General features: G+C 58.6%; 10 protein-coding genes. 8 read left to right on the top strand and 2 right to left on the bottom strand.

Annotated elements, in window-relative coordinates; translation table 11 throughout:
• Positions 1-444: 444 nt before the first annotated feature.
• Entirely contained in the window at positions 445-2,856 is a 2,412-nt protein-coding gene (gene feoB, locus DXB53_RS01865; RefSeq protein WP_117583087.1) for a ferrous iron transport protein B, read from the top strand.
• Positions 2,857-3,170: 314 nt separating this feature from the next.
• Positions 3,171-4,835, top strand: coding sequence for a PTS transporter subunit EIIC (locus DXB53_RS01860; RefSeq protein ID WP_158551292.1), 1,665 nt, complete (start codon positions 3,171-3,173; stop codon positions 4,833-4,835).
• A 62-nt stretch (positions 4,836-4,897) separates the two neighbouring features.
• On the opposite strand, the gene DXB53_RS01855 is transcribed toward DXB53_RS01860, so the two are convergent.
• Positions 4,898-5,650: a MurR/RpiR family transcriptional regulator gene (locus DXB53_RS01855; protein ID WP_158550125.1), complete on the bottom strand. Its 753-nt coding sequence runs from the start codon at positions 5,648-5,650 to the stop codon at positions 4,898-4,900.
• A 175-nt stretch (positions 5,651-5,825) separates the two neighbouring features.
• Between DXB53_RS01855 and DXB53_RS01850 the strand changes: the two genes are divergently transcribed.
• The 5 genes from DXB53_RS01850 (at position 5,826) to DXB53_RS01830 (ending at position 11,586) form a co-directional block, all read left to right on the top strand.
• Entirely contained in the window at positions 5,826-7,199 is a 1,374-nt protein-coding gene (locus DXB53_RS01850; RefSeq protein ID WP_117583084.1) for a 6-phospho-beta-glucosidase, read from the top strand.
• 165 nt (positions 7,200-7,364) lie between these two features.
• The gene (locus DXB53_RS01845) at positions 7,365-8,117 is read left to right on the top strand and encodes a hypothetical protein (RefSeq protein ID WP_117583083.1); all 753 of its coding nucleotides are present in this window, start codon (positions 7,365-7,367) and stop codon (positions 8,115-8,117) included.
• Positions 8,118-8,292: 175 nt separating this feature from the next.
• A complete protein-coding gene (locus DXB53_RS01840) occupies positions 8,293-9,489 on the top strand; it encodes an MFS transporter (RefSeq protein ID WP_117583082.1) in 1,197 nt (398 codons plus the stop codon).
• Between the two features lie 153 nt (positions 9,490-9,642).
• Complete coding sequence (locus DXB53_RS01835) at positions 9,643-11,019, top strand: alpha-amylase family glycosyl hydrolase (RefSeq protein WP_117583081.1); 1,377 nt, start codon at positions 9,643-9,645, stop codon at positions 11,017-11,019.
• 3 nt (positions 11,020-11,022) lie between these two features.
• The gene (locus tag DXB53_RS01830; protein WP_117583080.1) at positions 11,023-11,586 is read left to right on the top strand and encodes a uracil-DNA glycosylase family protein; all 564 of its coding nucleotides are present in this window, start codon (positions 11,023-11,025) and stop codon (positions 11,584-11,586) included.
• Position 11,587: 1 nt separating this feature from the next.
• Here the strand turns inward: DXB53_RS01830 and DXB53_RS01825 are convergent, their stop codons facing one another.
• Entirely contained in the window at positions 11,588-12,250 is a 663-nt protein-coding gene (locus DXB53_RS01825; protein ID WP_117563775.1) for a hypothetical protein, read from the bottom strand.
• 93 nt (positions 12,251-12,343) lie between these two features.
• Between DXB53_RS01825 and DXB53_RS01820 the strand changes: the two genes are divergently transcribed.
• On the top strand, positions 12,344-13,480 hold the full coding sequence (locus DXB53_RS01820) for a pyridoxal phosphate-dependent aminotransferase (protein WP_117583079.1): 1,137 nt from the start codon (positions 12,344-12,346) through the stop codon (positions 13,478-13,480).
• Positions 13,481-13,944 lie beyond the last annotated feature (464 nt).

Here is a 13,944-nt window from a genome sequence, read left to right as displayed (position 1 = left end):
CGCGGGCTTTTGTTGTTGCGGCGAAATGCTGCCGGCAGCTGGGGACGTTCCTATTGTGCCGGCACCCTGGGACACTCCTTGGATGTTCCGCATGCGACGGAGGGAACGGATCATTTTGTCGAGGGGCGGGCGGCTGCTTCGGTCCTCGGGGAAACCGCGTCCCGTTTCGAGAGCAGATTCCGGGCCGCAGTTTCCCCGAGGGCTCCATTGGGAAATTGCATCCCAGTCTGAGCGCCGATTCCGGGCTGCAGTTTCCGCTAGATGCCTCAACCGGAAAGCCCATCCCGTTTAGGTGTTCCGGAGTGGGATTCGGTTTCCGCAGCAGGCCCGTCTGGGAAGCAATGGCCCAGAATCCCCCCTGCACCGATCTGTTGATTGAACATCGTTGCATGTTCGCGCTATCATGCATGGTTAAAATTGGTTAGCCATGGCAAACGGTTAGCCATGGTGAACATAAATACAACGCCCTGTGGGCGCCGGGGGAGGAACACGGACGTGAAGCTCGATACACTCGAGATTGGAAAGGACGCCGTTGTCGCATCGGTGGCATCGGACGATCAGGCACTCCGACAGCATATTTTGGACATGGGCCTAACGCCGGGCACCGAAGTCACCATGATGAAGTACGCCCCCATGGGCGACCCGCTCGAGATTCGCTTGCGTGGCTACGAGCTCACGCTGCGCAAAGACGATGCCGCGCGCATCGAGCTCGTGGGCGTGCACGACACCGATACCGGCCCGCGCGTTAACGCCGCAATCGGTACGACGGAGCACCCGGCACTCGGCGAGGGGACGTATTCGCCCCGTGCGGCAAAGACGGCTGTGCCCGAGGGCGCACCGCTGCATTTTGCCCTCGCCGGCAACCAAAACTGCGGTAAGACCACGCTGTTCAACCAGCTGACGGGTTCCAACCAGCACGTCGGCAACTTTCCCGGCGTGACGGTCGACCGCAAAGACGGCGCCATCCGTAACCACCCCGAGGCGAGCGTCACCGACCTACCTGGTATTTATTCGCTGTCGCCATACACGGGCGAGGAAGTCGTCAGCCGTCAATTTATCCTGGATGAGCATCCCGACGCCATCATCGACATCATCGACGCTACCAACATCGAGCGCAATTTGTACCTGACGCTGCAGCTTATGGAGCTCGATCGCCCCATGGTCATCGCGCTCAACATGATGGACGAGGTGACGGCCAACGGCGGCGCCGTGGACGTCAACCTGCTCGAGAGCCTGTTGGGCGTGCCTGTTGTCCCCATTAGCGCTGCCCGCAACGAGGGCATCGGCGAGTTGGTTGATCATGCCTTGCACGTGGCGCGGTTCCGCGAGCGCCCCGGTCGCCTGGACTTCTGCGCGCCCGATGGCCCGGACGGCGGCGCGCTGCATCGCTGCATCCACGGCATCGCGAACCTTATCGAGGACCATGCCGCGACGGCGCATATTCCGGTGCGTTTTGCGGCGACCAAGCTGGTTGAGGGCGACGAGCTGGTAACCGAGGCACTTCACCTGGATCGCAACGAACTCGACGCCATCGAGCACATCATTACCCAGATGGAGGGCGAGGCCGGCACCGATCGCCTGTCCGCGCTGGCCGATATGCGCTTTAGCTTTATCGGCGACGTGTGCGGGCGTTGCGTCGTCAAGCCGCACGAGAGCCGCGAGCACGTGCGCTCCGTCAAGATCGACCGCATCCTGACGGGTCGCTATACGGCCATCCCGGCGTTCCTGGTGATCATGGGCCTCGTTTTTTGGCTGACGTTTGGCGTGATCGGCGCGGCGTTGCAGGGACTCATGGAGGACGGCATCGCTGCCATCATCGCCTCGGCCGATGCGGGTCTCAAAGCGTTCGGCACCAACGATGTGGTGCGCTCGCTGGCTGTCGACGGCGTGCTTACGGGCGTGGGCAGCGTGCTGGCCTTCCTGCCGATCATCGTCGTGCTCTTCTTGTTCCTCTCCATTCTGGAAGACTCCGGCTACATGGCGCGTGTGGCCTTTGTCATGGATAAGGTGCTGCGCCGCTTTGGTCTGTCGGGCCGCAGCTTCGTGCCCATGCTCGTTGGTTTTGGCTGCACCGTGCCGGCTATCATGTCGACCCGTACGCTCCCATCCGAGCACGACCGCAAGATGACGGTCATGCTCACGCCGTTCATGAGCTGCTCGGCCAAGTTGCCGGTCTACGGTCTGCTGTGCGGGGCGTTTTTCCCGCAGGCGACGGTACCCGCCATGGTCTCGCTCTATCTGATCGGCATCGCGGTCGGTTGCATCGCGGCTTTGGTGCTCAATCGCACGGCATTTAAGGGCGACCCGGTACCGTTTATCATGGAGCTTCCCAACTACCGCCTGCCGAGCGTCAAGACGACGGTGATGCTGGCATGGGATAAGGCAAAGGACTTTATCACCAAGGCCTTCACCATCATCTTTGCCGCTACCGTGGTCATCTGGTTCCTTCAGACGTTCGACATTCGCTTTAATGTGGTCGCCGATCAGTCGCAAAGCTTGCTTGCCGGTCTGGGTAGCATCATCGCGCCGGTGTTGGCCCCGCTCGGTTTTGGCGACTGGCGTGCATCCACGGCGCTCGTCACGGGACTTATTGCCAAAGAGAGCGTCATCTCGACGCTCACGGTGCTTTTGGGCGCAACCTCTCCCGCGGCACTGTCAGCCATGTTTTCGCCGTTTACCGCCTACGTGTTCTTGGTCTTTACGCTGCTGTACCCGCCTTGCGTGGCGTCCATCGGCGCCGTCAAGAGCGAGTTGGGCGCGCGCTATGCCGTTGCCGTGTTCGCGTTTCAGGTGACGGTCGCCTGGATCGTGGCGTTTGTCGTGCATTCGGCGGGCATATTGCTGGGGTTGGCTTAGGGGCGCGTTGATGCTCCGCGCTTTTGGGCGAGCAACAATTCAATAAATATGAGCCAAAATACCGGTAATTGTCGGCCTGCGGGGACTGTCCTACGCTGCAGGTTGCCGTTCGCTGCCTATTTGCTGCCGTTTACGGATTCGTAAATACTTGCAATCGTCGGTCGATTTAACCGCATTACGCGATGCCGATGCGCATTTTGTGTGCCCCTTTCTACAATCACTTTGTGTCTATTGCCGAACATGTCTTCCGTTTCGCCTGTGTGGGGACGTGGGGTGCAATAGTCGTTTGTAGAGGCTCATTGAGGAGGGAATTGATGAAAGAAAAATTCCAATCGTTCGGAAAGGCAATGCTCGTTCCGATTACGCTCATTGCCATTTCCGGTCTCTTTTTGGGTATCGGTAGCGTTTTTACGACCGAACTGACCCTTGTGTCCCTTGGCGTTAATTGGGACTGGTATGCCGCTTCGCCGCTCTTTACGTTCTTCTCGGTATTTAAGGGTCTCGGCGAGGTAATCATTGGAAACCTCGGTGTTTTGTTTGCCGTCGGCTGCGCCTTCTCCTTGTCTCGCAAAGAGAAGGGCTGGGCTGCCTTTTCTGCCCTTGTCTGCTATCTCACCATGCTCAAGACGGTTGAGATTCTGCTTGGAGCAGCTGGCTTGGCTGCCGACAATACAACGGTGGAAGCTCTTCAGAAGGTCGGCCTTACGTCCATTCAGGCGAGTGAGCAGTCCGCACTCTACACTACCTCGCTCGGCTTTTTTGGCTACAGCTCTGGTGTCTTTGGCGGCATTATCGTGGGCTGCCTGGTCGCCTGGATCACCGGCCGTTTTTACAAGACCAAGCTTCCAACGGCGCTGGCGTTTTTTGCGGGCAGTCGAACGGTTCCCATTGTATCGCTGGTCGCCGGTGGCGTCCTGGGCGGCATCATGTACTTCGTTTGGCCCGTCATCGGTGGATGCTTCTCGGGTATTGCGACGTTCGTGAAAGGCTCCGGTCTGGTCGGTACGTTTGTCTATCGCTGGGTGCTCGAGAGCCTTGTGCCGTTTGGCTTGCATCCGCTGCTCGAGACGCCCATGTATTGGACTGAGCTTGGCGGCTCCATGGTCGTCGACGGAACGCGCGTGGTGGGCAATAGCGCTATTCAGCTTGCACAGCTCGCTTCTCCCAGTAGCGACAAGCTCTTGGTTAGGGCCTTCATGGCTGGCTATGGCATTAACGATTACGCGTTGTTCCCGGGCATCGCCCTTGCTATGTGGTCTTGTGCCAAGCCCCAGAACCGCAAGAAGGTTGCTGGTCTTTTAATCCCCACAGTGATTTCGACTGTTTTCTTTGGCGTTACGGAGCCTATTCTCTTTACGTTCCTGTTTGCCGCCCCCTGGCTCTACTTTGGCGTTTACGCTCCGCTTTCCGGACTGGGTGAAGTTCTCTCGGAGGCAATGGGCGTTTCGGTGTACCAGGGAAATATCAAGGATCTGATCCCATTCTTATTCCGCCCCGAGAAGCTTAATCTGCTTCCGTACCTTATTCTGCTCCCCGCCTTTTTCCTGGCAGCTTTCTTCCTCTTCCGGTTCTTTATTACTAAGTTCGATATCAAGACGCCCGGTCGAGACGATGGTGACGATATTGAGTTGATCAACAGCAGAGCCGAGTTCGAGGCAAAGGCCGCTGAGGCAAAGGGCGAGTCTGATAGCACTCCCGAGAAGGCAGTCCAGGGCCGTGCGACCAAGGACAGCGCGCTTGCTGTTGGCATTGTCGAAGCGCTTGGTGGAGCCGACAACATTGATGATCTTGACAACTGCATCTCACGTCTTCGCGTGATTGTCAAGGATGGTTCTAAGGTTGCAGACGACGAGGTGTTCACCAAGAATCTTGAAGCTATGGGCGTTATCCGCCTGAGCGACAAGGCAATCCAGGTCATTTACGGTCCTCGTGTCGGCGAAGTCGCTTCTGAGGTGCACGAAGTTCTCGGTGACGAGTAAAACGCGCAAGTGGCTTTCAATTGCATAGCGCAATTCCAGGGCTTGGCTTCCTATCGCATGATTTAGGGAGCCAAGCCTTCTTGTTTTAGATTGTCAAGGCAGATACTCAATAGTTCTTCGAATGCGAGAATACAACTTCCGGTAAAGCAGTTAGGCTTAACGTTCTTAAGATCCATTGGGTGATCGTCATGTATCGTAAAGATCGCGTCTGCCGTCTTGGCGAGCTCGCTGTCTTCGTTGCCGGTAAACGCGAGGGTCGTAATGCCCGCGTCGTGGCATGCCCTTGCGGTTTCCAGGATGGCTTCTGTCTGGCCCGATTTGGATATGAGCATCATGCAGCTGAGCGTATTTCGGTTGGATTCGACAAACTGATCGGTTTCTAGGAAGTCCTGTATAACGGCCAAAAAGCCAAGTCCAACGAGCTTGGTCGCCATGTACTGCGCGACGATGCGTGAGAAGCCCTCTCCGTTTACTCCGATCATTCTGTTGCGATGCAGGGCGGCGATGAATACGTCTACATCTCCGGTGTGGCATACGAAGTGGACGCTACTGTCTTTGAGTGATTGATTCATTTCGCGGGAGACATGCTGAAGGTGCTTGAGATCGTACATCATTTCGCGGTAGCCACGGTAGCCGAGCTTTTTCGAAAGCCTGATGACTGTCGTCATGCTGGTAAAGCATGCCATGGCGACGGGTTTTATGCCAATATCATCGAGGGTGTCGATATTGTTGAGTAGGTATTCGAGTACGCTTTGCTCGGTTTCGGATAGCTTTGCGGCTGAGTAGAGCTTGGAAATCTGCTTTTTATCAACCATCGGTGCTCCCTTCCCGCCGGACGTGTGCGGCCGCTTCCGTTGCGTAAATAATAACTCCTTGGGGAATTCCTTTCCTGCCTTGCAGCCGGGGCGGGAAGCGGCCCTCCATGCTGGATACAATATCCATACACAGGCGAACCATGCAATATTGAATGTGCTAATTGGGGGTTTCGATATGAAACTTACGGTCATAGGGGGCGGTGGCGTCCGCTCCATGTTTTTGGCAAAGAGCATAGCCCAGCAGGCGTCATCGCTTGGAATCGATGAACTTGTGTTTATGGACAATGATCCCGAGAAGCTGCGCATCTACGGTGGCCTTGCCGCCCATGTCTCGGGCATGCTTTGCCCCACGCTTAATTTTTCACTGACGGGCGATGCAGTCGAGGCCGTTAAGGACGCCGATTACGTGATCACGACGATTCGCGTCGGTGGGGACCATATGCGCGTTCGCGATGAGCGCATTGCTCTTTCACATGGGGTTCTTGGCCAGGAGACGACTGGCGCAGCCGGCGTGTCTTTTGCCATGCGCTCCGTCCCTGCGCTTGCTTCGTATTGCGAGTTAATCAAGAAGTACGCAAAGCCGGGCGTCAAGGTGTTTAACTTTACTAATCCCGCTGGCGTCGTATCTCAGGCCCTACGCGATATGGGCTATGATTTTACTTATGGCATTTGCGATGCCCCCTCGGGCATGTTGCATCAGTTTGCCGAGTATAAAGGCGTTGATCCCGCATCGGTTCAGGGCGAGTGCTATGGACTCAACCACCTCTCGTTCTTCCGCAATGTGACGGTTGACGGCGAGGACATCATGCCCGACTTGATCCACGACGACGGGGCATATGCTCATACAGATCTTAGGTTCTTCGAGAAGGACCTCGTCCTAAATCGCGGATGCGTGCCAAATGAGTACCTATACTATTTCTACTATCGCGAGCGCGCCGTTGCCAACGTTCTCTCTTCGCCCCAGACGCGCGGCGAACTAATTGAAGAAATTAATCGAGAAATGACGAGCGAGCTTGCATCTATCGATATTGAGAACGACTTCGAAAAAGGCCTCGCGTGCTTTGAGAAGTGGTACGGAATGCGCGAAAACAATTACATGGCGGCCGAGACGGGTATTCATCGCGACAAGCCGTGGACGTTTGACGTGTACGGCAAAGATGCTGGCGGATACGCAGGTGTCGCGCTCCGTTTCATGGATATTGCTCGCTCTGGCAAGACGCAGCAGATGATCCTGTGCACCCCCAACAATGGCGCCATCCCCGGCCTTCTCGATACAGATGTCATTGAGTCAACGTGCGATATCTCCACCGATGGCTGTGTACCGCATCGCGTCGAAGCCGATTCTGTGCCCGCGGGAAACCTCGAATTGATTCGTCGCGTCAAGTACTACGAGCGCACCGTGGCGCGTGGCATCGTTAACCGATCGAAGCGCGACATTGTCGAGAGCCTCGCGATGCACCCGCTCGTTAATTCGTACTCCTTGGCGAAAGATATCGCCGCGCAGTACTTTGAGCTTAACCGCGACTACATCGACGGCTGGACAGACTAGTCTGGACGTTAAAACTAGAAATCATGGATGGGCGGACCGGCGTTTATATTGGCGCTCGTTCGCCCTGCCTAGTAAGAAAACGGGTATAGAGTGAACTTGCGAGAGAACTTCAATGTCTTTCTGGAATCGGGCGATCGGGCGAAGGGATGCCGGAGTGGCTGCACGATGGCGTTATATATCCCCTTGTTTGTTATGAGCGCGCTTCAAATTGGTGTATCAAACGTTGCAACTGAGCTCGCCTATATCAATCCGTCCATTACGCTTATTTGCACTGTGGTCGCGGCCTTTTTAAACCTGCTTCTATCGAATGTGGCTTTTTCATTATTTGCCGTCGACCGGTCCAAAGAGACGGTGCAACCTGCTCGAACCCCTCCGGTTTATCTCTTGGCCTCGACGGTTCCCCTCCAGATTTCTGGGGCGCTGCTAATTTATTTGGTTCACTTGATTTTATCGGCAATTGTAGTCTTTGCCTCGCTTGCGAGCAGCCAGCTCGGGGTGTTGTGCTCGCTTGTGGTGGCAGTAATCGTGACGCTTCTTTCCGCGTCGTTCGTATTCGTGTTAATTGAAGATGCGGACGTGGAGCAGAGGGGACTACGAGGCATTCGGTTTGCACCACGCTACATCATGCGTTCGGTCACGGTGCTTCGTTCCTCCTGCAGGGAAATCGCGCGTCCCGCAACGCTGCTGGTGGCATGGAACCTGGTTGCAAGTTGCGCTATCCAGGTTCTTGTTGGATGGGTAGTTTCGAGTGCGGCGCTGCCGTCGGCACTTTCAGTGACGGCGCTTGTACATGAGGGACTTTATTATGGGGCGTTTGCTTATATGCTGCTTTTGCTAGTTCATTGTGCGGTTGCGAGTTGGCTCGAAATTGACGTGCTCATGGGGGTGTCCTTGTGCGTATCCGAGCAGGCGCGATAGCCCGAAGATGAAGCCGCGTTTTCGACATTGAGTTTCTGCGTACCTTGCTTTCTAAGCAGAATTGGCGCGCCATCTGTTAACGATCGTTTTCCAAGAATTCTTTTGTTGCTCATTTTATAGACTTCTCATTGCTATAATCGCCCACCGCTCTAGATGATCGGAGAGGTTTTCCTATATGGCTCAAACAAAGCAAGGTGGTATCGCACTCAGGCAGTGGCTCCCGCTTATCGGGCTCGCCTGCTGCGCGTTCGTGTTCAACACGTCGGAGTTTATGCCCATCGGCCTTCTGACTGATATCGCCGCATCGTTCTCGCTCACCGAGGCCCAGGCAGGCATCATGATCTCGGTCTATGCTTGGGGCGTCATGCTGCTGTCGCTGCCGCTTATGGTGTTTGCCTCGCGCTTTGAGTTCAAGCGGATGCTGCTGGGCGTGCTTGCCGTGTTCTCGCTGGGCCAGTTCCTGTCCGCCGTGGCGCCGACCTATCCCATTCTGGTCTGCGCACGCCTGGTGGTTGCCTGCGCGCACGCCGTGTTCTGGTCGGTCGCCTCGATCATGGCGTCGCGTCTGGTTGACACGCGCCATGGGGCACTCGCCATCAGCATGATCGCCACGGGCTCTTCCATCGCACAGATCTTTGGCCTGCCCCTCGGCCGCGCCATTGGCCTGGCCGTGGGCTGGCGTATGACGTTTGCCGTGGTCGGGGCCTTCTCTGCTGCCGCGGTGGTGTACCAGGCAGCGGTGTTCCCGGCCATGCCGGCGGGTGAGCGCTTTACCGTTAAGCAGCTGCCCGAGCTGCTCAAGAACCCGTTCCTGATCGCGCTCTACGCGGTCACGGTCTTTATGGCGACCGGCTATTACGCAAGCTACAGCTATATCGAGCCCTTCCTGGCGCAGGTCGCGCACGTCGATGCGGGCGCCATCACCATGACGCTGACGGCGTTTGGCTTCTCCGGTCTGGTGGGCAGCTGGCTGTTTGGCCGCCTGTTCGACGGGCACCGGTTCCCATTCTTGGCTATTACGCTCTCCGGTGTGCCGGCGGCCCTGCTGCTCATGGGTCCGGCCGCATCGTCGCTCGCGGCGGTGCTTGCCGTCTGCGCGCTATGGGGCTGCTGCTCCACGGCCTTTAACGTGGCGTTCCAGGCCGAGCTCATCAAGTACACGCCGGCGGATTCGTCGGCCGTCGCCATGTCGATCTTCTCGGGCCTGTTCAATCTGGGTATCGGCACGGGCACCGCGATCGGCGGCGCCGTGGTGTCGGGCCCCGGTATCGCTTGGATTGGCTTCGCGGGCGGGGCGATTGCCGTCGTGGGCGTCATCCTCGCCATCACCGTGCTGCTCCCAGCCATCCGCCGTGCCAAGCCCGTCGCCTAATCACGTCCCCTCATCAGTTGCGGTGGAATAGTTCCTGTTTAAGGCCCCTGAAGGCCCAAGCAGGAACTATTTCACCGCAACTTATTTTGGGGAAGGGGATGCAAGCTGGGCATACAATGGGTAGCGTTGTGTTGAGCTTACTGGGAGGCTGTTATGTGGGCATACGAGACGACGTTCTATCAAATCTATCCGCTGGGCTTTTGCGGAGCTCCGCGCGAAAACGCCGCGCCCGTTGCCGAGGATGAGCTCGCCCAGGCTGCCAACGCCGCGCCCAACCCCGATGCGCCCATCATGAAGATCGCCCAATGGGCCGACTACCTGCAAAAACTCGGTATTGGCGCCGTGCTGATCAACCCGCCGCTCGAGTCTGATAGCCACGGCTACGACACGCGCAGCCTGCGCCACATCGACCGTCGCTTGGGCGGGGATGCCGACTTTGCCGCCGTATGCGGCACGCTGCATGCCCACGGCATCCGCGTGGTGCTCGACGCCGTCTTCAACCACGTCGGTCGTGGCTTTTGGGCCTTCCGCGATGTGCAGGAGCACAAGTGGGACTCGCCTTACAAGGATTGGTTCCACATCAGCTTTGACGGCGACTCGTGCTATGGCGACGGCTTTTGGTACGAGGGCTGGGAGGGCCATTTTGAGCTTGTGAAGCTCAATCTGCAAAATCCCGCTGTGGTCGATTACCTGCTCGAGTCCGTACGCCGCTGGGCCGAGGTCTTTGGCGTCGACGGTCTGCGCCTGGACGTCGCCTACATGCTCGACCGCGATTTCATGCGTCGTCTGCATAGCTTTGCCCGTGAGCTCAAGCCTGATTTCGTGCTGATCGGCGAGACACTCCACGGCGACTACAGCCAAATCGTCAACGACGAGATGCTCGACTCCTGCACCAACTACGAGTGCTACAAGGGCCTGTACTCCAGCTTTAACTCGGTCAACATGTTCGAGATCGCTCATTCGCTGCATCGCCAGTTTGGCGGCGATCCGTGGTGCATCTACCGTGGCAAACACCTGCTGTCGTTTGTCGACAACCACGACGTGCTGCGCCTGGCAAGCATCCTCACCGACAAGTCGTGCCTGCGTCCCGCCTATGGCATGCTCTTTGGCATGCCGGGCATCCCGTGCGTCTACTATGGCAGCGAGTGGGGAATCGCTGGCGGAAAGGGCGGCCCCGATGGCGACTGGGCGCTGCGGCCTGCGCTCGATGAGCCCGCGCCCAACGAGCTGACGGCGTTCATCACGCAGCTCGCGCACCTGCGCTCGGCCGACGATGCGGCGGCACGCGCTCTCAACTACGGCGCGTACCGCAACGTGGTGATTCAGAACAAGCAACTGTTGTTTGAGCGCGCCTGTGACGGCGCGACGGTGCTCGTGGCGGTGAACGCCGTGGACGAGCCTTACACCTTTGGCGCCGGCGAGCTCAACGGCTCCTTTGTCGATTTGCTTGCCGACGATGCACCCACGGTCGAGCTGGCTGGCTCCCTTGAGCTTGCGCCCTACGAGGTGCGTTATCTGTTGAGGGCCTAGGCCATGGCTGCTGCCGACGAGGGCTATCAACATATTGAGCATGGGTTTGAACCCATGTTTGACGAGCGCTCGCGCGTTTTGGTGCTGGGGTCGTTTCCCTCGGTGCTCTCGCGTGCAAATGTCTTTTATTACGGCAACCCTCAGAATCGCTTTTGGCGTGTGATGGCTGCGTGCCTCGGTGTGCCTGTGCCGCCCAACGAGGGCGATCCTTTGGCAAGCGGTGAGCCCGCGACGCTCGATGCCTCCATTGCCGCCAAGCGGGCCATGCTGCTGAACGGCGGCGTGGCCCTGTGGGATGCAATCGAGGGCTGCGACATTAAGGGCTCGAGCGACGCGAGCATTCGCAACGTTGTGCCGGCACATATCGAGCGCATTACCGATGCCGCGCCGATCGAGGTCGTTGTCTGTAACGGCGGTACGGCAGGGCGACTCTACAAACGCTACTTGCAAGATCGGACGGGGTTGCCCGCCGTCGTCCTGCCCTCGACAAGTCCTGCCAATGCCGCCTGGCGACTGGAGCGTCTTGTCGAGCGTTGGCACGAAGCCGTTGACTGGGCTGTTATTTAATTTAGATTTTTGTTTGAGCGTGGGCGCCCAGACGTTTCAGAACGCCTCGCCAGATCGGCGCGGGCACGGCTGGCTCGGCGCAAACCATGCCGTCGGCGTCGACGTTGGCGGCATTGCCGCCGCCAAGTCGCTGTGCATGCTCGACGGAGCAGCCCATGCGCACGGCGCCCACGAGCTTGTCCATGGCCTCCGAAAACGGTCGCCGCAAGAGTCCCATGCGCGGGGAATGGCGAAGCGCTGCGATGCCGCTGCCGGCGCAGATGGCAACGCCGCCACACCACAATTGGTCATGGCGCTCACATGCCTTGTGCAGGCGAACGGCGGTCCCACGCGCCTGCTCAGTGCCCTCTTGTGCGGCTCGAATCGCGGCATAGACGCGCGTTCCCGTACCGCCAAAGCGCTCAAGCGCCTGCTCGATAGCAGTCAACGTCTCATCGTCAGCCACATCTTCAATGGCCAGCACGATGCCATCGGCAACGCTGCCGGCGTCATTTGCCTTCAAGTCGACCGGGCGGGGGAGTGCGGTGCCGGAAAGTTGAGCATAGGCGGCGATGGCATCCTGCAGGTCCCAGAGCAAAAAATCAAGATCGGCGCTATTGGGAATACTGATATACGCAATGGTGTGCAGTGTTTTTGGTAAGTCGCCGCGCGCGGTCGTCTCCATGCCATCTCCTTTCCGACTCGTTTCCGTTTAGGTTACACCGTCTGGTGGCGCCCCGCCGCGCTATCCTAGTGCAACCCTTATGAAAGGAACGCCATGCGTCTGCCCATGAATACCTCGCTTGCTATGCTCAAGCCCTCCGGTATCCGCCGGATTAACGCGCTCGCCGCCCGGCATCCGGGGTGTATCGCGCTCGCGCTCGGCGAGCCCGATTTTCCCACGCCCGATGTGATTAGCGCCGAGGTGACCGCCGCGCTGGACCGCGGTGACACGCACTATCCGCCCAACAACGGTCGCCCCGCCCTGCGTGATGCACTGTCCAAATATATGGATGACGCGGGCCTGGCGTTTTCCGCCGATGAGGTCATCCTGACCGACGGCGCGACCGAGGCACTGTCGGCAACATTTATGGCTATGCTCAACCCCGGCGACGAGGTCATTATCCCCACGCCCGCCTTTGGCCTGTACGAGAGCATCGTCGTGGCCAACCACGCCAAGGCGGTCTTCTTGGATACGGAGCCTGCGCAATTCCAGATTGACGAGGACGCGCTTAGCGCCTGTGTGACCCCGGCGACCAAGGCCATCGTCATCTGCTCGCCCAACAATCCCACGGGTTGCATCCTCGACACGGCATCGCTCGACGCCGTGGCGCGCGTGGCAGAGCAGGCGGGCATATACGTAGTCTGCGACGACGTATACAACCGCCTCGTCTATGTGGACGGCTACGAGCGCTTCGCCCAGCGACACCCGGAGCTGCGCGAGCAGACGGTCGTCATCGAGAGCTTCTCCAAGCCCTGGGCCATGACCGGCTGGCGCCTGGGTTGGCTCGCGGCAGCGGCACCCGTCATCGCCGAGATCGCAAAAGCTCACCAATACCTAGTATCGAGCGCCGTCTCCTTCGAGATGGACGCCGCAGCCCGAGCCCTCACCGTCGACCCAACCCCCATGCTCAAAGTCTACCGAGCCCGCCGCGAGCGCGTACTCGCAGCCTTAGACGCCATGGATCTCGACGTAGTGGAACCAGCCGGCGCCTTCTACGCCTTCCCCAGCATTAAACAGTACGGCCTGACAAGCGAAGACTTCTGCATCAAAGCCATCAAAGAGGCCAACGTAGCCCTAGTCCCCGGAAACTGCTTCGGCACCGAAGGCTACATCCGCCTCAGCTACTGCGTCTCCGACAAAGATCTGGACGAAGGCCTCCGCCGCCTGTCCACCTTCGTTTCAACTCTGTAGCCCAACGGGACCCAAAATCATCAGCCCACCGACTTAAGGCTTATGAGTGGGGGTGCCGGCCAACGGGAAACCGGGCTGCCCCAAAGTCACCGCAGGCCGCGCCGCCGAAGGCCAGGCGCAAGGTTTTCGTAGATTCCGCACGAGCCGAAGAGCACTTAATGTGCTCTTCGTGCGAGCCCAGGACCTGACCGAGCGAAAACCTTGCGCCTGGCCTTCGGCGGCGCGGCCGGATGGTGGAATTGTGTGCAGCCCGGTTTCCCGTTGACCGACGCCGGGGTCCCCGCCATAATACTTTCGGTTCACGCACGAATCCGCTGCCAGAGACAGCCGGTGCAAACGGGCATCGCCCGCGAGCTTAATGGGATATCCCGCCAGCCGAGGTGGTCGAGTAGATATGTCTTCTCGCCCCCGTCGCTCATGCAGCGCGGGGGCTTTCTTTTTGGACATGCCCCCGTCACGTCCTT

Origin of the sequence: Collinsella sp. OM04-5 (assembly GCF_003439125.1) — a bacterium.
In the GTDB taxonomy this organism is placed as follows: Bacteria; Actinomycetota; Coriobacteriia; order Coriobacteriales; family Coriobacteriaceae; genus Collinsella.
Note: the sequence above shows the minus strand (reverse complement) of the source record. Positions and strands in the feature narration are given on the sequence as shown.

Bases quoted from the DNA above. Each gene is read 5' to 3' on its own strand.
- feoB (WP_117583087.1), top strand. From the start codon at position 445: ATGGTGAACATAAATACAACGCCCTGTGGGCGCCGGGGGAGGAACACG.
- DXB53_RS01850 (WP_117583084.1), top strand. From the start codon at position 5,826: ATGAAACTTACGGTCATAGGGGGCGGTGGCGTCCGCTCCATGTTTTTG.
- DXB53_RS01840 (WP_117583082.1), top strand. From the start codon at position 8,293: ATGGCTCAAACAAAGCAAGGTGGTATCGCACTCAGGCAGTGGCTCCCG.
- DXB53_RS01825 (WP_117563775.1), bottom strand. From the start codon at position 12,250: ATGGAGACGACCGCGCGCGGCGACTTACCAAAAACACTGCACACCATT.
- DXB53_RS01820 (WP_117583079.1), top strand. From the start codon at position 12,344: ATGCGTCTGCCCATGAATACCTCGCTTGCTATGCTCAAGCCCTCCGGT.
- DXB53_RS01845 (WP_117583083.1), top strand. From the start codon at position 7,365: ATGGCGTTATATATCCCCTTGTTTGTTATGAGCGCGCTTCAAATTGGT.
- DXB53_RS01855 (WP_158550125.1), bottom strand. From the start codon at position 5,650: ATGGTTGATAAAAAGCAGATTTCCAAGCTCTACTCAGCCGCAAAGCTA.
- DXB53_RS01830 (WP_117583080.1), top strand. From the start codon at position 11,023: ATGGCTGCTGCCGACGAGGGCTATCAACATATTGAGCATGGGTTTGAA.
- DXB53_RS01835 (WP_117583081.1), top strand. From the start codon at position 9,643: ATGTGGGCATACGAGACGACGTTCTATCAAATCTATCCGCTGGGCTTT.
- DXB53_RS01860 (WP_158551292.1), top strand. From the start codon at position 3,171: ATGAAAGAAAAATTCCAATCGTTCGGAAAGGCAATGCTCGTTCCGATT.